General features: G+C 38.3%; 14 protein-coding genes. 12 read left to right on the top strand and 2 right to left on the bottom strand.

What is annotated here, in order from left to right; translation table 11 throughout:
* Positions 1-69: 69 nt before the first annotated feature.
* The gene (locus tag IW22_RS10815; RefSeq protein WP_034726418.1) at positions 70-891 is read right to left on the bottom strand and encodes a DUF4197 domain-containing protein; all 822 of its coding nucleotides are present in this window, start codon (positions 889-891) and stop codon (positions 70-72) included.
* Between the two features lie 103 nt (positions 892-994).
* Here IW22_RS10815 and IW22_RS10810 point away from each other — a divergent pair, with 103 nt between their 5' ends.
* The 7 genes from IW22_RS10810 (at position 995) to IW22_RS10780 (ending at position 9622) form a co-directional block, all read left to right on the top strand.
* Complete coding sequence (locus tag IW22_RS10810; RefSeq protein WP_034726416.1) at positions 995-3241, top strand: family 20 glycosylhydrolase; 2247 nt, start codon at positions 995-997, stop codon at positions 3239-3241.
* 20 nt (positions 3242-3261) lie between these two features.
* Positions 3262-3885 (top strand): Crp/Fnr family transcriptional regulator, encoded by a 624-nt coding sequence (locus tag IW22_RS10805; protein ID WP_034726795.1) that lies wholly within the window; start codon positions 3262-3264, stop codon positions 3883-3885.
* 231 nt (positions 3886-4116) lie between these two features.
* Positions 4117-4680 (top strand): YeeE/YedE family protein, encoded by a 564-nt coding sequence (locus IW22_RS10800; RefSeq protein ID WP_034726414.1) that lies wholly within the window; start codon positions 4117-4119, stop codon positions 4678-4680.
* 21 nt (positions 4681-4701) lie between these two features.
* Complete coding sequence (locus tag IW22_RS10795) at positions 4702-5190, top strand: DUF6691 family protein (RefSeq protein ID WP_034726413.1); 489 nt, start codon at positions 4702-4704, stop codon at positions 5188-5190.
* Positions 5191-5291: 101 nt separating this feature from the next.
* Complete coding sequence (locus IW22_RS10790) at positions 5292-6284, top strand: isoaspartyl peptidase/L-asparaginase family protein (protein WP_034726411.1); 993 nt, start codon at positions 5292-5294, stop codon at positions 6282-6284.
* A gap of 37 nt (positions 6285-6321) precedes the next feature.
* Positions 6322-6984, top strand: a complete 663-nt coding sequence (locus IW22_RS10785) for a copper homeostasis protein CutC (protein ID WP_034726409.1) — start codon at positions 6322-6324, stop codon at positions 6982-6984.
* A 196-nt stretch (positions 6985-7180) separates the two neighbouring features.
* Positions 7181-9622 carry a beta-mannosidase gene (locus tag IW22_RS10780; RefSeq protein ID WP_228384030.1) on the top strand — a complete coding sequence of 814 codons (2442 nt, stop codon included), beginning with the start codon at positions 7181-7183 and terminating at the stop codon, positions 9620-9622.
* Between the two features lie 276 nt (positions 9623-9898).
* Here IW22_RS10780 and IW22_RS10775 read toward each other — a convergent pair whose 3' ends face one another.
* Positions 9899-10774 carry a C1 family peptidase gene (locus IW22_RS10775; RefSeq protein WP_051891191.1) on the bottom strand — a complete coding sequence of 292 codons (876 nt, stop codon included), beginning with the start codon at positions 10772-10774 and terminating at the stop codon, positions 9899-9901.
* 276 nt (positions 10775-11050) lie between these two features.
* Here IW22_RS10775 and IW22_RS10770 point away from each other — a divergent pair, with 276 nt between their 5' ends.
* The 5 genes from IW22_RS10770 (at position 11051) to IW22_RS10745 (ending at position 21400) form a co-directional block, all read left to right on the top strand.
* Positions 11051-11959, top strand: a complete 909-nt coding sequence (locus IW22_RS10770; RefSeq protein ID WP_034726406.1) for an AEC family transporter — start codon at positions 11051-11053, stop codon at positions 11957-11959.
* A gap of 1166 nt (positions 11960-13125) precedes the next feature.
* Entirely contained in the window at positions 13126-15573 is a 2448-nt protein-coding gene (gene priA, locus IW22_RS10760) for a primosomal protein N' (protein WP_034726404.1), read from the top strand.
* A 160-nt stretch (positions 15574-15733) separates the two neighbouring features.
* Positions 15734-17203: a D-alanyl-D-alanine carboxypeptidase/D-alanyl-D-alanine-endopeptidase gene (dacB, locus tag IW22_RS10755; protein WP_051891190.1), complete on the top strand. Its 1470-nt coding sequence runs from the start codon at positions 15734-15736 to the stop codon at positions 17201-17203.
* An 86-nt stretch (positions 17204-17289) separates the two neighbouring features.
* Positions 17290-19215, top strand: a complete 1926-nt coding sequence (locus IW22_RS10750) for a M1 family aminopeptidase (protein ID WP_034726403.1) — start codon at positions 17290-17292, stop codon at positions 19213-19215.
* A gap of 253 nt (positions 19216-19468) precedes the next feature.
* Positions 19469-21400 (top strand): M1 family aminopeptidase, encoded by a 1932-nt coding sequence (locus IW22_RS10745; RefSeq protein ID WP_034726401.1) that lies wholly within the window; start codon positions 19469-19471, stop codon positions 21398-21400.
* Positions 21401-21650 lie beyond the last annotated feature (250 nt).

The raw sequence follows: 21650 nt of genomic DNA, 5'->3' as shown, positions 1-21650 counted from the left end.
TGAGAAGTTCTAACACTAACACTAACATCTAACATCTAACACTAACATCTAACATCTAACTTCTAATATCTATTTCCCATCCTGCGCCCCAAAAACCTTCTGTAAAATAGAAGTCGTTCTCATTGCAGGTGTATTTCTGATTCCGCTTTCCTTTTCCGCGACCATTTTGAACACCCCATTGATGGTTTCTGTTGTTACATATTCATTAAGATCAGTCGTTACAGCCTGTCCTGTAAAGGTGTTGTATTTGGAGATCAGGTTTTTCCAGACCGTATCAGCGCCTACTTTTCCTAATGAAGCTTTCACTTTAGGTTGAAACGCGGTAAACAGTTGACTTTGTGTTTTGGTCTGTAGATAATTGGTTGCTGCATTATCACTGCTTAACAAAATATTTTTAGCATCCGTAATCGTCATGGATGTGATCGCTTTTGTGAAAATAGGAGCAGCTTCCGTCACGGCATCCTCAGCAGCTCTGTTTAATAATTTTACGCCTTCATCCGCAAGACTTCCCATGCCCAGAGAGCGGAGAGTAGTGTCTATTTTTCTTAATTTTTCAGGCATTAAAATTTTTACGGCTTCATTTTTTAAAAATCCATCAGTCAGAGCCAGTTTCTTTACGCCATCAGTCACCCCAAGGCTTAAAGCTTCTTTTAATCCTGAAGAAATCTGTGTTGAAGTAAGACTTCCAAGATTGATGGGAGAGGTTTTGGTTGGAGTTGCTGTCGTAGTAGTTGAAGTTGTGGTTGTCTCAGCAGGTGTTTTAGGTTTCGCCGGATTGTCAAGATCAACACCGGTTTTAGTTTTAACCGTAGATTTGATAATATTTAAGAGCTGTGCCTGTGAAGAAATTGAAAATAATAATCCTGCGGCCAGTAAAATGCTTTTTCTCATTGTATTTTTTTGCAAATTTAGATGTTTTATTATTTAATAAGTTAAAATGCACCGAAGAGTTTTGGAAAATATTTATATTAGCTAAAACCTTAATCATACCCAGATGCGACGTTTTCTTCTTATATTTTCCACTCTTTTTTCCACTGTTTTTCATACTCAGGTTAAGCCTGATTTAATTCCTTATCCTCAAAGTGTTGAGTTTTCAAAAGGAGAATTTATTTTAAGTAATACAACAGCTGTAAAAGGCAATGAGAAGTCTTTTGAGTATCAGTTTTTTCTTAAATCTTTAAATAAAAACTATCAGTTAGATCTGTCAAAAAATGAACGAACTCATGGAACAGATGTCATTTTTATATCTGTGGATAAGAACAAAAAAGAAGATTATGAAATTAATGTAGCAGAAGACTTTATGTCTGTGATTGGAAAGGATGATGCAGGGCTTTTTCACGGTATTCAAACGATGCTTCAACTTATTCAGAATTCTAAAGATGGTAAAATTCCTGCTGTAAAGATCAAGGATTATCCAAAATTTGCCTGGCGCGGAATGCATCTGGATGTCTGCCGCCATTTCTTTAACGTTGACGAAGTGAAGCAATACATCGATTATCTGGCTATGTACAAGCTTAATACCTTTCACTGGCACCTGACAGACGATCAGGGCTGGAGAATTGAAATAAAAAAATATCCGAAACTTACCGAAATTGGTTCAAAACGTAAAGAATCCATGATTGGAGCTTATGTAGACAATACATTTGATGGAAAACCTTACGGCCCATATTTCTATACTCAGGAACAGATCAAAGATGTTGTTAAGTATGCTCAGCAGAGACATATCACCATCGTTCCGGAAATTGAAATGCCGGGACATGCCTTAGCTGCTTTGTCTGCATATCCTGAACTGGCCTGTACAAAAGGACCGTTTGAAGCGGCTACAAAATGGGGTGTTTTTGACGATGTGTTCTGCCCAAAAGAAGAAACTTTTACCTTTCTGGAAAATGTTCTTGATGAGGTCATGAAATTATTCCCTTCCCAATACATCCACATCGGTGGTGATGAATGTCCGAAAACAAGATGGAAAGAATGCGCCCACTGTCAGGAATTAATTAAGAAAAATAATCTGAAAGATGAACACGGTCTTCAAAGCTATTTCATCCACAGAATTGAAAAATATGTGAACAGTAAAGGCAGAAAAATCATTGGTTGGGATGAAATTCTGGAAGGTGGTCTTGCACCAAATGCCGCTGTAATGAGCTGGACTGGAGTGAATGGAGGAATTGAAGCTGCAAAATCAGGACATTTCGCAGTGATGACGCCCGGAGCGTATTGCTATTTCGATCATTATCAGGGAGATCCGCAGTCGGAGCCTAACGCTTTTGGTGGATTTACGCCTTTAGATAAAGTGTATTCTTATAATCCAATTCCCTCAGAGTTGAATGCGGAGCAGGCAAAATATATCATGGGGGTTCAGGCTAATTTATGGACAGAATATATCACCGATTTTAAACAGGTTCAATATATGATCTTCCCAAGACTCATGGCGCTTTCAGAAGTTGGATGGGGAACCGCAGACCCTAAAAATTATAAAGAATTTGAAAACAGAGTCATTAGCCAGTTCAAAGTGCTGGACAAAATGAAGGTGAATTATGCAAAAAGCATTTACAATATCTCCGGAAAAGTAATTCCTGCCGGCAATGGTGTTTCATATGAGCTTACCGTTTCGCAGGACCCGAAAGGAATCCGATATACAACGGACGGAACAGAGCCTACTCTGAATTCACAGGTGTATCAGGGACCCATCAATATTTCGAAATCTTTAACCGTTAAATCCGCTTATTTTGAGGATGGAAAACTGAAAAGTGCCGTTTCTGCACAGGAATTTGTAGTTTCAAAAACGACAGGAAAAAAAATAACTTTAGAACAGCAGCCAAGTGAAAATTATTCTTTCGGTGGCGCTTTTACTTTAGTGGATGGAATTATCGGAAATACCAGACAGCTGGGTAAAACGTGGCTTGGCTTTCAGGGGAAAGATGTCGTAGCGACTATTGATCTTGGTCAGAAGACAGGTTTTTCAGAAGTTTATTTCAATACTTTAGAAAATAAAGGAAGCTGGATCCATCTGGCGAAATCCGCGCAGATCTTTATCTCTGATGACGGTAAGAATTTTAAAATGATCAAAGAGATCGGAAAAGACGAAATCCAGAGTTCAAAAGGAAAAATAAAGTTAAACGTAGGAAGCCAGAATTCAAAATACATCAAACTCAAAATAGAAAACGCTGGCATTATTCCTGCCGGAAATCCCGGAGCTGACTCAAAAGCATGGCTATTTGTGGATGAAATTGGCGTAAATTAGCCAAAAGTTGAATGATTATTATGCAGAACGATATCCTCACTTCAGAATTTGCTACTTCACCCGAACTGGTTGATAAACTCTATCAATACGGCGTTCCCAAAAGCTATACCGAAGGAGATATTATTCTGGATGAGAATACTTCCATACGCTCTATCCCAATCATTATGAAAGGGATGATCAAAGTGATCCGAACAGACGAAGATGGAAGGGAAATTCTGCTCTATTACATAAAAACCGGAGAAAGCTGCATCATGTCCTTTCTGGGCGGAATGCACAACAAAAAAAGTATGGTAAAAGCCGAAGTGGAAGAAGATACCGAAATCCTTTTCTTACCCGTAGATAAAGCTTCATTGTTCATCAGAGAACATCCGGAATGGCTGGATTATATTTTTAAACTCTATCATAAGCGTTTTGAAGAGTTACTGGAAATCATCAATGCTATTTCTTTTAAAAAAGTAGATGAAAGACTTTTGAATCTTCTCAATAAAAAATCTGAACTTACCGGTTTTAAAACCATCGTTATCACTCACGAACAGCTAGCCAACGAGTTGGGTACCGTAAGAGTTGTCGTATCAAGACTGCTCAAACAATTGGAAGAATCCGGAAAATTAAAATTGGGTAGAAATAGAATTGCTCTTTTATAAGATCATACGAGTCCCGACCCAAGTATTTTACACCAAACGAAAATCTAAGATTTTCAAAGAACTTAAGTGTACTTCTACACGATACTATTTTAAACTTTAAATAAACTTAAGTGTCAAAAAACTTTTGCGCCTTTTGTGGTTAAAAAAATTCGTAAAAAACACCTTATGTAACAAAAGTAGCTGTAAGTTCACTCAACTATCACCATTTTTACAAAAAATAATTAAGAAAAAATGCTGGAAATTATAAAAGAACCCTGGCCCTGGTATGTAGCCGGTCCTTTGATCGGACTTACGGTTCCCGCCTTATTGATTCTTGGAAATAAATCCTTCGGAATCAGTTCTTCATTAAGACATATCTGCGCTGCATGCATTCCGGCCGGAATCAGTTTTTTCAAATACGATTGGAAGAAAGAAGCCTGGAATCTGTTTTTTGTGCTGGGAATTTTTTTCGGGGGAATGATTGCTTCCCATTTTCTGCTCAATACATCCGAAATTACCGTTAATCCGGAATTGAAAAGCGAATTGGCAGGCTACGGCATTACAGATTACACCAATCTGGTTCCTGTTCAGTTGATGAACTTTGAAAGTCTATTCACCCTTCGCGGATTCATCATGATGGTGGTCGGAGGATTTCTGGTAGGTTTCGGAACAAGATATGCAGGCGGATGTACAAGCGGACATGCGATTATGGGACTTTCCAATCTGCAATGGCCGTCATTGGTGGCAACGGTATGTTTTATGATCGGTGGTTTTATAATGGCCAATCTTATTCTGCCGGTTATTCTTTCCCTTTAAACTTTTAAAACAAAATCAATTATGAAAGATCATAAAGAAACCGATATCCGTCATCAGGATACCGACTGTACGAATGAAAGCAGTCTGAAGCATCCATGGTACTACAATCTGAAATATCTTTTGGCTGGAATTATCTTTGGAATTATTTTCGTGAAAGCCGAGGTGATAAGCTGGTTCAGAATTCAGGAGATGTTTCGCTTTCAGTCTTTTCATATGTATGGAATCATTGGAAGTGCTGTTTTGGTGGGAATGATCTCGGTTGGACTCATCAAAAAATTCAATATCAAAACAATATATGGTGAGCCTATAATCATACCTTCAAAAAAATTTAACAAAGGCCAGATCTACGGTGGATTGATCTTTGGTTTTGGTTGGGCCATTACCGGAGCATGTCCCGGACCACTTTTTGCCCAGATCGGGACGGGCGCATTGGCGGTGAGTGTAACCCTTCTCAGTGCTGTTGCAGGAACATGGGTTTATGGTTATTTCAAGGATCAACTGCCACATTGATCATTAAAAAATAAGAAAAAGACTACAGAGCTGATGCCGTGGTCTTTTTTCCTTTTATGCTAGCGGGAAAATTGCTAATTTGGGCGTCAAATACATCTCACATGCAAAGCAGACGAAACTTCATCAAAAAAACAGCCGCCGCTTCTCTGGCACTTGCTGTAAATCCCCTGGATCTCATCGCTAAAGATTTACCTGATCATTCTAAAACAGTTGGAAAGCCAATCGTTCTCTCCACCTGGAATTTTGGTCTGAAAGCCAATGAAGAAGCCTGGACTATTCTTGGAAAAGGCGGAAAAGCGCTTGATGCAGTGGAAAAAGGAGTTCGTCTGGTAGAACTGGACCCTACAGAAAGAAGTGTAGGCTATGGCGGACGTCCGGACAGGGACGGAAGAGTGACTCTTGACGCCTGTATTATGGATGAAAACTATAATATCGGTTCCGTTGCATGTTTAGAACATATCAAAAATCCTATTTCCGTGGCAAGATCGGTTATGGAAAAAACACCACACGTAATGTTGGTTGGAGACGGAGCTTTACAGTTCGCCCTTTCTCAAGGCTTTAAAAAAGAAAACCTTCTCACTCCCGAATCAGAAAAAGAATGGAAAGAATGGTTAAAAACCAGTGAATATAAGCCTGTTGCCAATATTGAAAATCACGACACCATAGGAATGATTGCTCTTGATGCACAGGGAAATCTTTCCGGAGCCTGCACTACCAGCGGAATGGCGTTCAAAATGCATGGCAGGGTAGGAGATTCTCCTATTATTGGCGCGGGTCTGTTTGTAGATAATGAAGTAGGAGCAGCTACGGCTACAGGTCATGGCGAGGAAGTGATCCGGACTGTAGGAACCCATCTTGTGGTTGAGCTGATGAGACAGGGCCGAAATCCTCAGCAGGCCTGCAAAGAAGCAGTAGAAAGGATTGTGAATATTACTAAAAGAAGAAATAAAAACCTGAAAGACATCCAGGTTGGCTTTATCGCTTTAAATAAAAAAGGGGAGTACGGTTCCTACTGTATTCAGGACGGATTTAATTTCGCAGTGTATGATCAGAAAGGAAACCGTCTTGAAAAGCCGGAATTTGCCCTGAAATAAAAATATTTTCCTACCATTCAATTCAATAAAAAAATAAATGTCAAAAATAGAAATAGCGTGTTTCAATCCGGAATCAGCAATAATTGCTTTTGAAAACGGAGCAGACAGAATCGAATTATGTGACGGATTAAGCGAAGGCGGGACAACTCCCGATTTCGAAACAATGAAAGAGCTCAGAGCAAAAATTACTATTCCGATTTTTGTAATGATCAGACCACGGGGAGGAGATTTCACTTATTCTGAAGCTGAATTGGAGCAGATGAAAAAAGAATTGGTTCAGTTGAAATCTTTAGGCGCAGATGGTTTTGTTTTTGGGATCTTAGACCAAAATGATGAGGTGATTATAGAACAAAACAAAGTCTTAGTTGAATTGGCTGATCCTCTTCCATGTACTTTTCACCGCGCTTTTGACCGCGCAACGAATCTTGAAGATTCTTTAGAAAAAGTAATTGACTGTGGTTTTAAAACCATCCTTACTTCAGGTCAGAAACCCAATGTTTCAGAAGGCAAAGAAAATTTGAAAAAACTGGTTGAACTTTCCAATAGCCGGATTGAAATTCTGGTTGGAGGAGGACTTCGCTCTACCAATATTGAGGAAATAAGGGAATTTACCAATGCTGGCTATTTTCATTCTTCAGCAATCACGGATGGAGGAGCTTTTGCCATTGCGGATGAGGTTGTAGCTTTGAAAAATATTTAAATTTTAGAAGTGATATGAGCAGTGTCTGTCATTCTGAACGGAACAAAGTGGAGTGAAAGAATCTCAATTAATAATAAAGATTCCTTCGTTCCTCGGAATGACGAAGTCAGTATTTAAAAATTTATACTTATAACATTTCTAAACTAATTCTTTGATGAATAAATCTATCCTTTTTGTTTTCCTTTTTATTCAAACTATGATGACTGGACAACTTACAGAACGAAGTTTGTCTTCGGAGAAATGGCAGTTTAAGAACACCAAAGAACAGAATTGGCTTTCTGCAAAAATTCCGGGTACCGTTCATCTGGATCTGATGGAGAATAAGGTAATTCCTGATCCTTTTAAAGATGAAAATGAAAAAAAGGTGCAATGGATAGAAAATGAGGATTGGGAGTATAAAACTAACTTTAAAGTATCTGCAAAGGAACTTAAAAATAATCATATTGATCTGGTTTTTAACGGGCTTGATACTTTTTCAGAGATCTACCTGAACGGAAAACTGTTAAAGAAAACAGATAATATGTTCAGAAAATGGAATGTTCCCGTGAAAGAGTTCCTGAAGCAAGGAGATAATGAGCTAAAGATTAAATTCAAATCGGCAGTGAAAGAAGGAAAGGAATTGGCTCAAAAAGTTCAGTTTACAATGCCGGAATCGCCCCGAAGTTTTGTGAGAAAAGCTCAGTATCAGTTTGGATGGGATTGGGGTCCGAGACTGGTGACCGCAGGAATCTGGAAGGATATACAATTGGAATTCTGGAATTCCGCTAAAATAGAGACTGTTAAATACCATCAGAACTTTTCAAATGAAGTTCTGGATTTTAATTTTGAAATTGAGATTAATGCACAGGAAACCGGGAATTATAATTTGAATATTAATCAATTGAACAAGACCGTTTCGCTTAAAAAAGGGATGAATACCATTCGTCTTCCTTATGATATGAGTGGGTTCAAACTTTGGCAGCCCAACGGTTGGGGTGAGGCAAATCTTCATGATTTTAAAATCGAACTTTTAAAAAATAAGACAGCTTTAGACCAAAAAAATATAAAAGTCGGACTTAGAACGGTAGAACTGGTTCAGGAAAAAGATGCAGCGGGAAAATCGTTTTACTTCAAAGTCAATGGAAAACCTTTGTATGCGAAAGGAACGAATTGGATCCCCGCCGACAGCTTTTCACCCAGAGTAAGCAAAGAAAAATACCGGAAACTGATTAAAGATATGAAAGAGGGCAATATGAATATGGTCCGTGTCTGGGGTGGCGGAATTTATGAAGATGATGAATTCTACAAAGCCTGTGACGAGAATGGTATTTTAGTATGGCAGGATTTTATGTTTGCGGGAAGCTTTTATCCGGCTGATGAAGCTTTTTTAAACAACGTCAGAGAAGAGGTAAAAGATCAGGTCAACAGACTTCAGAATCACCCATCTATTGCTTTATGGTGCGGCAATAATGAAGTAGATGAAGCTATTGTCAACTGGGGATACCAGAAACAGTTCAAATATTCAAAAAGCGATTCCCTACAGGTTTGGAAAGACTATAAAAAACTGTTCAATGAGGTGATTCCAAACGCATTACAGGAAAATCTTACTCAGGAAAAAAATATCTACTGGCCAAGTTCGCCATCCATCGGTTGGGGACATAAAGAAAGCCTTACCGAAGGAGATTCCCATTATTGGGGAGTTTGGTGGGGAGAACAACCGTTTGAAATCTATAATGAAAAAGTAGGCCGTTTCATGTCCGAATACGGTTTTCAGGGAATGCCAAGCCTGGAAGCTGTAAAATCTATGTTTTCCGGAGCTCCAGATCTGAATTTGCAAAATCCTACGATCAAAGCTCATGAAAAACATGGAAGAGGCTGGGAAATCATCAATGAGTACATTAAAAGAGACTATAAACTTCCCGCAGACTTTGTTCAATACAATTACATTTCCCAATTGCTGCAGGCGAGAGGTATGAGAATCGCTGTAGAAGCCCATCGTCGTGCAAAACCATACAATATGGGAACTTTATACTGGCAGTTGAACGACTGCTGGCCAGTGGTTTCATGGTCTTCCATTGATTATTTAGGAAACTGGAAAGCCCTTCAGTATCAGATGAAGCGAAGTTTTGAGCAGCAGGTTATTTTAACGGATGAAAAAGACGGTAATTTAAATTTTTACGCCATTAATGATGGAATTAAGAATTTTACTGATGTTAATTTGGAAATCAAAGCAATGAATTTTGACGGAAAGGTTGTAAAAGAAGCCAAAGCCTTTTCAAAAGAGAAAACATTGGAAAGTACTCTGAAATTTGATCCTATTGAAATCAAAAATTTAATAACCGAATCTGAAAAAAATAAAACCTTTTTACAGTTTACCTTAAAAGACAAAGATGGAAAAACCGTCGCTGTCAATAATCATTTCTTTGTTAAGCCTAAAGATTTGCATTTGACAAAACCAAATATCAAGATTAAAAGAATCAAAGCAGACGAGATTGAAATTTCTACAGATGTGCTGGCAAAAGATGTTTATCTGATAGGAGATATTCATTTCAGTGATAATTTCTTCGATCTTCTTCCCAACACTTCGAAAAAGGTTAAACTTTCTAAATCTTTGAAAAATATCGAAGTAATGAGCCTTTGGAATACTTTACAAAATTAAGAAAGTAACAGAAAACAAAAATCTGCATCATCAGCTGAATCAGCGGGAGCATAAAAAAACAAACCTCATAGGTTTCAAAAACCTATGAGGTTTAATAGTACTCAACACAGTATTAATCATCTGCAGCATAAAATTTTATCGAAGATAAAATCCTTGCGCCTTACAACACAAAGCATGCAAAAAATAGCGCCTTTGCGACAATCCAACAACAAAAAGCCTTCCGTAGTTATTGGAAGGCTTCTTTCTATATAAAATAAGTTGGTGCTAATGAATTAATTACTGAACATACGCCACATAACTTTCATTAATGGCGCCATTAGAAGTTTTTGCAAAGAAAGTATAATCTATCCAGAAATATCCGCTGCTTCCCCACGAGGTTCCCCATGAATTCTGAACTTTAAATGCCTGTTTGCTGTCATCATACCCGATCACGCAGATCGCATGTCCTCCATAATTCTGACCGGAATGGGCTTTCCAGATCCATCCTGTGCTTCCCATATTGTAAAAACTGTCATCTACACTTACGGCGATAACAACAGGAAGATTCATGCTCAATAGATTTTTTACACCTGCAATGTCAGTTTTATTCACAGTTCCCCAGCTTGTAAACTTGTGGGTACTGGCTGCGCTTTTCTGTGTCGCATTAGGTTGGGTAGAACATCCCGCATCGGTGTACGGCATTTCGTTCCAGCTGCAGACTCCCTGGTTTTTGATCAGATTAAGTCCCGCAGTTACATAAGCTCCCTGGGCACATGTTCCCACTTTGATTTGGTTGTACACATACTCCGGACTTCTGCTCTGGGTTACCCCTTTAAAATTCAGTTCGAGAGAACTGGCGGCTGCATAAGCGGTAGCCCAGGCAACGCACGAACCTTCCGATCCCTGATTACCCACTGTTGAACTTGGAATAGAGTAGCTGCTTGGAAGACTTACTTTGGCAGCCTCAGAACTTTTCCCCTTAAACTTAAGCGTCAATGCTTCTACATCTGCTTTTTCATAAGAGTTAAAAGTCTGTTCATCCACCAGTCTGGCTCCCAAAGAATACTGCTTTTGGGAAGCCTGTTCCGCTGTTGAAGTGGTGATGTCCTCATTGGAATTACAGGAGGACAGAAATAGCACGCCTAGTGCTAAAGACATTAATTTACTTTTCATATTAATTATTTTTGTGGTTTTGTAAAATTAATAATTTATTCAATATTTTGTGATTTATTATGTGGAAAATATTAAAATTTAACATTAGAAATTAGTCGTATTTAGGAATTATGTCAAGATGGAGTATTCTGAAAATGTGATGTTTATTGAATTTAATGAAATATATTCGCTTTAAATTAATTTTAAATAAGAATAGATTTTTATCATTAAAAATTACTTTTTGGAGGCCATAACTGAAAAATCAACCGTAACTTTGTACCATATTTCTTACACATTATGGTAAATTTTGTTCTGATTGCAGTGTGTATTATCGCAGGAATGGTATTCAAGGCAACAAAATCTATCCATCCTGATGCCCACAAAGGAATTAACACCTGGATTCTCTATCTGGCCCTGCCCGCAGTGTCATTTAAATACCTGCCCAAAGTAAAATGGACCACAGAGATGCTGTTCCCCATTGTGGCCACCTTTCTGATCTCTGTTTTCTGTTTCTTCTTCATGATGTTTTACAGCAAAAGTAAAGGCTATTCCAGACGGTCCAGAAGCACATTGGAACTGACGAGCGGATACAGCAATACCTCCTTTATAGGTTTTCCCCTGATCAGTGCTTTTTATGGTGAAAGCCTTTTAAGTATAGCGATTATCTGTGATCAGACCATGTTTTTTGCCCTTTCCACGATGGGAATTATTGCAGCCGTAAAAGGAGGAAGCAGATCCGGAAAAGTAAGCGCCATATTTATTCTGAAAAGACTCATTACCTTTCCTCCATTAATTGGATGCATCGCAGCACTGACCTTATCACAATTTATTGATTTCACAGCTGCAGAACCGTTTTTTGATAAATTGGCGGCAACAGTAAGTCCGCTGGCATTATTCTCAGTTGGACTTCAATTGAAATTCAACGGATGGAAAAAACTGATCCCTCAGATGTCCGCTTCTATGCTCTATAAACTAATCTTAGCTCCGGCTATCGTACTTGGTCTGGCATTACTTCTTAATATAAAAGGAGATGTAGCGAAAATTACCGTATTTGAAGCCGCAATGCCTACAGTCGTCACCTCCAGCATTATTGCAGAACAGTTCAGATTAAATACCAAGCTCACCAATCTGATCATCGGTTTTAGTATTCTCGTAGGATTCCTTACCTCTGCCGTCTGGTATTACATCACCGAATGGCTTTTCTAAATTAATAGACTGAATATTGATTCGATTAGGCTGAGCTTTTATCCGGCAGCTTAATCAGTGACGCAGTCGAACTCTTTGCCTTCTTAAAATTAAACGTTCTTTAAATCAAACTTTGCGTTTAAAAAATCATACAAATTAAAAATAATCTCTCGCAGATTATACAGATTCAGCAGAGGCCTATGTATTTTAAATCTGCATAATTTGCTCAATCCGCGAGAAATCTTTAGCCCAATATGAGCATCCATATGATGTAGATATAACAAACATATTCAATAGGAACGGGCTTTAGCCTTTTTTACGCAAAGTTCGATTTTGATGGCGCATATGGCAAGGAATGCAAAGAAGGAATCAATAAAATTGGTTCGACTCCTGCAGCTTCATCAGCGACACAGTCGAACTCTTTGGCTTCTTAAAATTCAACGTTCTTTAAATCAAACTTTGCGTTTAAAAAATCATACAAATTAAAAATAATCTCTCGCAGATTATACAGATTGAGCAGAGGCTTATGTATTTTAAATCCGCCTAATTTGCTCAATCCGCGAGAAACCTTTAGCCCGATACGAGCATCGATATGATGTACATACGACAAACATATTCAATAGAAAAAGGCTTTAACCTTTTTTACAATAATAGACAAAAATTTATCTGGGAAAACGGGAAAAGCTCAAAAAAGATAATTGTGTGTTATTTTTTACGCAAAGTTCGATTTGCTAGCGCATATGACAAGGAATGCAAAGAAGAAATCAATAAAATTGATTCGACTAAGCAAGCGTTTTATCCTGCAGCTTCATTAACGATGCAGTCGAAATCTTTGCCCTCTTAAAAACTAAACGTTCTTTTAATCAAACTTTGCGTTTAAAAAATCATACAAATTAAAAATAATCTCTCGCAGATTATACAGATTCAGCAGAGGCTTATGTATTTTAAATCCGCCTAATTTGCTCAATCCGCGAGAAACCTTTAGCCCAATGCGAGCATCCATATGATGTACGACAAACATATTCAATAGGAATGGGCTTTACCTGTTTTACTTTTTAATGATGAAATAATAACGGCTTTAGCCAAAATTTAAATTTCAAACAGTTCCTCATAACAGCAAACACAATCTCAATAAAAAATTGCAGTTCTCTAAAGAAAAATCTAATTTTACACTTTAAAATTTTCCCTTGCAGTACGTCCAAATCGTTTTACCCCTTAATTTAAAAGGATCTTTCACCTATAAAGTCCCTGAAGAGTTGATGCCGGATATTCAGCCCGGAATGCGTGTGCTAGTACCGTTTGGAGGCAAGAAAATCTATACGGGAATTGTTTTTGAACTTCACGACAATGCGCCTGAAAATTTTGTGGCCAAGGAAGTCATCAGTATTCTGGATGACCAGCCGATTCTTCCTGAAGAACAGATCAATTTCTGGAACTGGCTTTCAGATTATTATCTGTGCGGATTGGGGGAGATTTACCGTTTTGCATTTCCTTCCTCTTTAAAACTGGAAAGTGAAACCTATTTAAAATTAAAACCCAATATTACGGTTGATTTTGAAAATCTGGATGTCAATGAAATGTATCTTATTCAGGCATTGGAAGTGCGTCAGTTGATCAATTTAACGGATATTGAAGCCTTTATTCCTAAAAAAGATATCATTAAAACGATCAATTCCCTGATTGATCTGCAGTATATTGAAATAGACGAAAAAATTGCAGAAAAATATAAAGCTAAGGAAGTTGCTTATGTAAAGATTAATGATGAGGTCTTGGGTAATCAGAACCTGACGGAGATTTTGTTAAAACTGAACAAAGCTCCCAAACAGAAAGACCTTTTCCTGGCTATTTTAGAAAAACAGACTGAGCATCCTGATATTCCGGTTAAAAAATCTGAACTGTTTGAGGACGGATATTTCGGAAGCTCCCATTTCAAAGCCCTTGCTGATAAAAGTCTTGTCGAAGAATATTATATGCAGAAAGACAGGATCGAGAGTTATCAGGGAGAAATTGAAGAACTTGAAGAACTTTCCGATGAGCAGAAGGAAGCTAAAATTGAAATAGATGAAGCTTTCGAAGAAGGGAAAAATGTATTGTTGCATGGGGTAACTTCCTCAGGAAAAACACATATTTATTTAGAGAAAATTGAAGAATGCATTCAGGAAGGGAAAAATGTACTGTTCCTGCTTCCCGAAATTTCTCTGACCAAACAGATTACCCAAAGGCTGGAAAAAAAATACGGAAGACAGCTTGGTTTCTATCATCAGAAACTGACGGATTTTGAACGGGTAGAAGTCTGGAGAAGAATCAAACAAAACGATATCAAAATTCTCATAGGAACCCGGAATGCGATGTTCCTGCCGTTTAAAAATCTTGGACTGATCGTTGTGGATGAAGAGCATGACTCTGCATACAGACCAAGAGAAGCTTCCCCTAATTTCAATGCAAAAGATGCCGCACTGGTTCTAGGAAATCTGTACGGAGCGGGTGTAATCCTCGGATCAGCGACGCCTTCGGTGGAAAGCTATTACAATGCACGAAAAGATAAAATAAAATATATCTTCCTGAACGAAAGATTCGGGAATGTGAATCTTCCGGAATATGAACTCATCAACTTTAAAGAAGCCCAGGAATCTAAAAAGGTCTCCGGGAACTTTTCTTTACACCTGATAGATGAGATCAAAAAGACGGTGGATGAAAAAAATCAGGCCATTGTGCTTCATAATCGCCGTGGTTATGCGAATGTCATAGAATGTGAAACCTGTGGCTATGTCAATTACTGTTCGAACTGTGATGTTGTAATGACCTATCACAAGGCTGCGAATGAAATGAAATGCCACTACTGCGGACAGAGAGCCTCAAAGCCCAGAAGCTGCCCGAAATGCCAGTCTGAAAACCTGAATGAAAGAGGAGTAGGCGTAGAGCAGATCCATGAAGAAGTATCCAAACTCTTTCCTGACCATGAAGTAGACCGGATGGATGTAGACTCTATGCGTAAGAAATTTGCGTATGAAAAGCTATACGAAAAAATTGAAGACGGAGAAACAGACATTATCGTAGGAACGCAGATGATTTCTAAAGGTCTTGATTTTGACCATATCGAACTTGTGACTATTCCAAAAGCCGATTCCTTATTATATGTGCAGGATTTCAGGGCAGAGGAAAGAGCGTACCAGCTGATCACGCAGGTATCCGGAAGAGCAGGAAGGGTTTCTGGAAAAGGGAAAATCTTAATTCAGACCTATAACCCTGATCATTCCGTTTTTCAGCTGATTAAGATGAATAATCCGGCGAAAATCTATAAATATATTCTTACCGAACGTCAGAAATTCCACTATCCGCCGTTCACAAAACTCATTATGATCGAGCTGAAGCACCGGAAAGAAGACAAAGTGAACAGAGCTTCCCAGTTTTTAGGATCCATTTTAAGGAAATATCTTCCTGAAGAATGTGTTTTGGGACCTGAAAGAGCTCAAATTGCAAGGCTGAATAATTTATACCAATTCCAAATTATGCTTAAACTTCCACGCGGGAAAAAGTATGATGAATTTAAGAAGATGGTTTTGCTGAGTTTGAATGAATTCGATGAAATCACTGCTTATCAAAGTATTAAAAAAGACGTTTTAGTGGATTTTTAACATTTTTTAACAAACTTTAGGCTCTTTTATAAGACCTCTGTGACCCTTTATCTGACAATAATTTCTACTTTTGGTCGTTGATTAAGTGTTTGGCTCTTTAATTGGATGATTTAACTTATCATTTTTTATTGTGTCAAACTATGGAACCAAAAAAAGATAGATGGTAAATTACAGAAAATATATTTCAAGTGCAGCGGTATTGGCTTCTGGGTTTTTCCTTGCTCAATCTACCGTTTCTACCGTTCTTTATTCACAGGCTTACGATAATCAAAGAAGTACTTTGAATCTGCCTTCTCCCATTACTGCGGTAGCGGAGAAGACAATTTTGTCGGCCAAAGAGCTCGTAGACATAAATGTAAACACAATGATAGCGGATCCTGTGCTGAAAAATGCCAGTTGGGGATTCGTAGTGTATGACCCGAAAACGAAGAAGGTGATCTCTTCGTACAACGAAAATACTCCTTTAGTTCCGGCTTCTACTACCAAATTGTTGACCACGGAAACAGCGTTAAACCTTTTAGGCGAAAACTACCGTTGGATGACACAGCTGGAATATTCAGGGACTATTGATGAAAGTGGAGTTTTAAATGGAAACTTGTATCTGATAGGCAGCGGAGATCCTTCTTTAGGAACCAATAAAGCAGGAGCGTGGTCGTACAGAGACATTGTTTCAGACTTCATGAGCGGACTTTCCCGCGAAGGTATCAAAAAGGTAAATGGTGATATTATCATTCAGACAGCGCTTTTCAAAGGCAATATTACAATGCTTCCGGAAAATGTTGTATGGCTTGAAAACAATAATTACTACCTGCCTGTAGGAACTACCCGCGAGATCAATCCGGCAAACGAAAAGCTGATCGTGAAAAAATCAGGATTTGCTTCTGATAAAAAGTATTTCTACGTTTCTCCTTATGTAAACCAGATGGTATATGCTGAAAAGTATGATGGCGACGGTGTTTTAACAACAAAACTTCCAGATGCTCCGGCTTATCTTGCCAATACGTTCAGAACGACACTGGTGAAAAGTGGAATTGGAGTGACAGGAAAAGTAACGCCAAAAATGACGGATGCGGCACCTGAAAGCAGAAAACTGGTAGCAGCTTATAAATCTCCGACATTAGGTGATATTGTATTCTATACCAACCAGCATAGCGACAATTCTCTTGCAGAAGCTTTACTGAAAACAGTAGGTTATCAGAAAATGGGCGATCAGACTTCAGAATCAGGAAGAATAGTAGTAACCAACCACCTTAAAAATGAAAGCTTCGATATGATCGGGCTGAATTATATGGACGGAAGCGGACTTTCAAGAGGAAATAACGTAACGCCTATTTCTCAGGTGAAATTTCTGACTTCTTTAATGGACGAGAAATATTACAAAACCTATTTCACATCACTGCCGGTAGGAGGACAGTCCGGAACACTGAAAAGAATGTTCATCGGAACCGGAAACGGACAGGTTTTTGCTAAAACAGGAACTTTAAATAAAGTAAAAACTTTAGCAGGATATCTGAAAACCAATTCAGGGAAGACGCTTGTGTTTTCTTTAATGGTCAATAATTATTCAGGATCTGTAGATATGGTGAAGAAAAGAATGGAAAAAATTCTTGAGCCGGCTCTCGATCTTTAAACCATATTTTTTTAATATTTATAAAAACCTTTTAATCCATGATTAGAAGGTTTTTTTTATCTTTGATTACATCTAATAACCTGAGTATGAGAAAATTTTATCTTTTAATCCTAGGCTTTTTAATCTCACAGAATTTTTTTAGCCAGAAACAGGAACCCAATATTGAAATGAAAGGGCTTATCGCAAAAGAAATGAACGCTTTTACGAAAAAGATGATCACCTACAATATCAATCCTAATACCTTAAATTACGATCTACAGTACCAGAGAATGGATGTCAGTCTGGATCCTGCAGTCTATAATATTTCGGGTTCCGTGACTTCTCATTTCAAGCCCACTCAGAATATGAGCAGCATTTATTTCGATCTTTCTGATATCATGGTGGTTTCTCAGGTGCAGTACCATGGAAGTAACCTTACTTTTCAGCAGCTTCCTACTAAAGAAGTAAAGATTGATTTTCCGGCCTCGATTCCTGCCAATACGCTTGATTCACTGACGATCCATTACTCAGGAGCCCCGTCTGCAGGAAATGCTTTCACGACAACAACGCAGGGCGGAATTCCTATTTTATGCACTTTAAGTGAACCTTACGGAGCGCAGGACTGGTTTCCTACCAAGCAGAGCATGAACGATAAGATTGAAAGATTTGATCTTAAAATTACCACACCTTCACAATATAACGTAGCTTCCAATGGAAAACTGATGTCTGAAACCACGCTTCCCGGAAATCAGAAACTGACCTTCTGGAGAACAGCGTACCCTACAGCGGCCTACCTGATCGCCGTTTCCATCACCAATTTCGTTAAACTAAATGATACGATTGGTAATCCGCCGTTTCCGTTTGTGAATTATGTATATCCTTCCACGAATGCCAATACCACCAGTATGGCCAATATAGAATGGACCAAACAGGTCATGAATACTTTTGAAACCTATTTCGGGCCCTATCCTTTCCGTAACGAAAAATACGGGCATATGGAATTCAAATTCAATGGTGGAATGGAGCACCAGACGATGTCATCCATGGGCAGCTGGAGCAAACCATTAATTGCTCATGAGCTGGCCCATCAGTGGTTCGGAGATAAAGTGACTTGCGGAGCTTGGAATGATATCTGGCTGAATGAAGGTTTTGCAACATTCGGGGCTGGTCTTGCGAATGAAAAATTACTGATGACCAATGCCGAATTCAAGAATTTTCTGTTGGGAGAGATCAATAATATTACTTCTGCTCCCAATGGTTCTACGTATGTTCCGGATGCAGAGCTTTCAAGTGTAAGCAGAATTTTCAGCAACAGACTGACGTATGCAAAAGGGGCCTATATCTTGAGAATGATCAAATGGATTTTAGGAGACACCGCTTTCTATCAGGCCGTAAAAGACTATCATGGAAGACCGAATTTAGCCTACAGTTATGCCAGAACTGCAGATTTTAATGCATCGCTTTTACAGTCTACAGGAAAAGATTTCACAGGATTCTTTAATGACTGGCTGTATGGAGAAGGATATCCAAGCTATACCACAAAATGGAAACAGACGGGAAACCAGATCTTTTTCAAAGTTTCACAAACCCAGAGCAGTCCATCGGTAAGCTTTTTTGAAATGCCTTTACCCATCAAAGTCAATGGAACTGGAGGCGAGATTGCTTATTTTGCACTGAATCATACCGCTAATAACCAGGGATTTTTAGAAACCGTTTCTTTTCCGGTTGCCAGTGTTGAATTCAATTATGATTATCAGATTCTTGAGAAAAATTCTACCGTGCTTCAGGATAATACGTTAAGTGTTTCTTCCGTAGAAAAGGATGAATTTGCATTGTACCCTAATCCGGCTAAGAATGAACTGTATCTGAAAGGTTTTGAAAAAGCAGCAGAATATTTCATTCATGCTGTAGATGGGAAGTTAATTAGAAAATCACTTTATAAGCCTGGAAAAGCAATTGGAATTTCAGAGCTGGTTCCGGGGATTTATATTTTTACCATCAATGAACAGCATATCAAATTTATAAAACAGTAAAAATTCACTAAATAATCTATTTTAATTTCAATATGATCACAATAAGTGTGTTTAATTGTGAAGTAATATGGTAATCTGTATTTATTTTTGATTTAAAAAATTATATATTAATTAAAATATTGTGAAATAAATATTTATAAAAAGCCATAAATGCTATAGTTTTTTAGGTAAACATCTATTTTATATAAAATTGACCTTTTAATCTGTGATTAGAAGGTTTTTATCTATATTTAACCGAATAATTTTTCGGGAAATGAAAACACTTTACCTTTTGATTCTGAGCGGCTTGCTTCCGCAAGTGATGTACAGCCAGAATACACATGATCACAATATTGAAATGAAAGGATTGATAGCAATGGAACAGAAATCCTTTGCTCATAAGATGGCCACTTACAATGTGAGCCCCAATACGCTGAATTACGATCTTCAGTATCAGAGAATGGACATCAGTCTGGATCCTGCAGTGTATAACATTTCAGGTTCTGTAACCTCGCACTTTAAGCCTAATCAGAATATGAGCAGCATCTATTTTGATCTTAACAGTACACTTACCGTTTCTCAGGTAAAATACCACGGAACGGATTTAACGTTTCAACAGCTTTCCACAAAAGAGCTGAAGATAGATTTTCCGGCTTCTATTCCTGCCAATACGCTGGATTCCCTGACAATCAACTACTCCGGTGCTCCCTCTTCTGCTAACAGTGCTTTCTTTAATGGAAATCAGGGCGGAACGGCTGTTCTGTCTACATTGAGTGAACCTTATGGCGCACAGGATTGGTTTCCTACCAAGCAGAGCCTGAATGATAAAATTGAACGGTTCGATTTTAAAATTACCACACCTTCACAATATAACGTTGCAGCAAACGGCAAACTGATGTCTGAAACGATACTTCCGGGTTCAAAAAAACTGACCTTCTGGAGAACAGCATATCCTACAGCAGCGTATCTGATTGCCCTTTCGATTACCAATTTTACCAAATTAACCAGTACCATCGGAAATCCACCTTTTCCGTTTGTGAATTATGTATTCCCATCCACCGCTTCCAATACGACGACAATGTCTAATATTGAATGGACAAAACAGGTAATGGATACATTTGAAACCTATTTTGGACCTTATCCTTTCCGTAATGAAAAGTACGGTCATATGCAGTTCCAGTGGGGAGGTGGTATGGAACACCAGACCATGTCTTCTATGGGCAGCTGGAGCAGAAGTATTATCGCTCATGAGCTTGCCCACCAATGGTTCGGGGATAAAGTAACCTGTGCAACCTGGAATGATATCTGGCTGAATGAAGGTTTTGCCACTTTCGGGGAACATTTGGCGAATGAAAAACTCTTAATGACCAATGCCCAATTTATGAGTTTTCTGGTTGATGAAAAAAATACCGTTACCAGTGCGACCGGAGGAAGTACCTATGTTTCAGATGCAGAACTTTCCAACTCAAACCGGATTTTCAGCAGTAGACTTTCTTATGCAAAAGGAGGGTATATTGTAAGAATGATCAAATGGATTTTGGGTGATACGGCTTTCTACCAGGCCGTAAAAGATTATCACGCAAGACCGAATTTAGCCTATGGTTATGCAAGTACCGCAGATTTTAAAGCTTCATTTCTTCAGTCCAGCGGAAAAGATCTTACGGAGTTTTTTAATGACTGGCTATATGGTCAGGGATATCCAACGTATAATATCAAATGGAGACAGACCGGAAACCAAATCTTCTTTAAAGCAGGACAGACACAAAGTAATGCTTCTGTAAGCTTTTTTGAAATGCCGTTACCGATCAAAGTCAACGGAACAGGAGGGCAGACGGCTTATTTTGTTCTGAATCATACGACCAATAATCAGGGCTTCTTAGAAACCGTTCCGTTCCCTGTGGCGAGTGTTCAGTTTAATTACGAACATCAGATTCTGGATAAAAATTCTACTGTGGTTCAGGATAATACACTAAGCGTTTCTTCTGTTGAGAAAGAAGAGTTTGCACTGTATCCTAATCCGGCTAAGAATGAGCTGTATTTAAAAGGAGTTGACAGAGCAGTTGATTATTCTATTTATTCTATTGATGGGAAGCTGATCAGAAAAGCAGTATATCAGCCTGGTAAAGCAGTTGAAATATCAGAACTGGTACCGGGAACCTATATCTTTACGGTTCAGGAGAAAAATATAAAATTTGTTAAGCATTAAAATAGTCATGAAGTTTGAAGTTGGAAGAGGGAAGTGATTGCTGTCTAAAATCAGAACTAAAAGTCTGTTTATTCAGGAACAAGCCTCGAACTATCCTTGTGAAGGTTTTATTTGCCAAGGATATCAGCACCAACTTTCACTTTCTCATCTTAACGAATTTAGATTAAATAAAAAAAAACGGACCTTGAGTCCGTTTTTGTCATTTTTAGAATTGCAGTCACATAAAATAATATCCACAAAAGGCTAAAAC

The organism is Chryseobacterium sp. JM1, assembly GCF_000737715.1.
Classification (GTDB): domain Bacteria; phylum Bacteroidota; class Bacteroidia; order Flavobacteriales; family Weeksellaceae; genus Chryseobacterium.
The sequence above is the reverse complement of the archived record's forward strand: the minus strand, read 5'-3'. Positions and strand labels throughout refer to the sequence as shown.

Coding starts and splice junctions, on each gene's coding strand:
- IW22_RS10815 (WP_034726418.1), bottom strand. CDS start 891: ATGAGAAAAAGCATTTTACTGGCCGCAGGATTATTATTTTCAATTTCT.
- IW22_RS10810 (WP_034726416.1), top strand. CDS start 995: ATGCGACGTTTTCTTCTTATATTTTCCACTCTTTTTTCCACTGTTTTT.
- IW22_RS10805 (WP_034726795.1), top strand. CDS start 3,262: ATGCAGAACGATATCCTCACTTCAGAATTTGCTACTTCACCCGAACTG.
- IW22_RS10800 (WP_034726414.1), top strand. CDS start 4,117: ATGCTGGAAATTATAAAAGAACCCTGGCCCTGGTATGTAGCCGGTCCT.
- IW22_RS10795 (WP_034726413.1), top strand. CDS start 4,702: ATGAAAGATCATAAAGAAACCGATATCCGTCATCAGGATACCGACTGT.
- IW22_RS10790 (WP_034726411.1), top strand. CDS start 5,292: ATGCAAAGCAGACGAAACTTCATCAAAAAAACAGCCGCCGCTTCTCTG.
- IW22_RS10785 (WP_034726409.1), top strand. CDS start 6,322: ATGTCAAAAATAGAAATAGCGTGTTTCAATCCGGAATCAGCAATAATT.
- IW22_RS10780 (WP_228384030.1), top strand. CDS start 7,181: ATGATGACTGGACAACTTACAGAACGAAGTTTGTCTTCGGAGAAATGG.
- IW22_RS10775 (WP_051891191.1), bottom strand. CDS start 10,774: ATGAAAAGTAAATTAATGTCTTTAGCACTAGGCGTGCTATTTCTGTCC.
- IW22_RS10770 (WP_034726406.1), top strand. CDS start 11,051: ATGGTAAATTTTGTTCTGATTGCAGTGTGTATTATCGCAGGAATGGTA.
- dacB (WP_051891190.1), top strand. CDS start 15,734: ATGGTAAATTACAGAAAATATATTTCAAGTGCAGCGGTATTGGCTTCT.
- IW22_RS10750 (WP_034726403.1), top strand. CDS start 17,290: ATGAGAAAATTTTATCTTTTAATCCTAGGCTTTTTAATCTCACAGAAT.
- IW22_RS10745 (WP_034726401.1), top strand. CDS start 19,469: ATGAAAACACTTTACCTTTTGATTCTGAGCGGCTTGCTTCCGCAAGTG.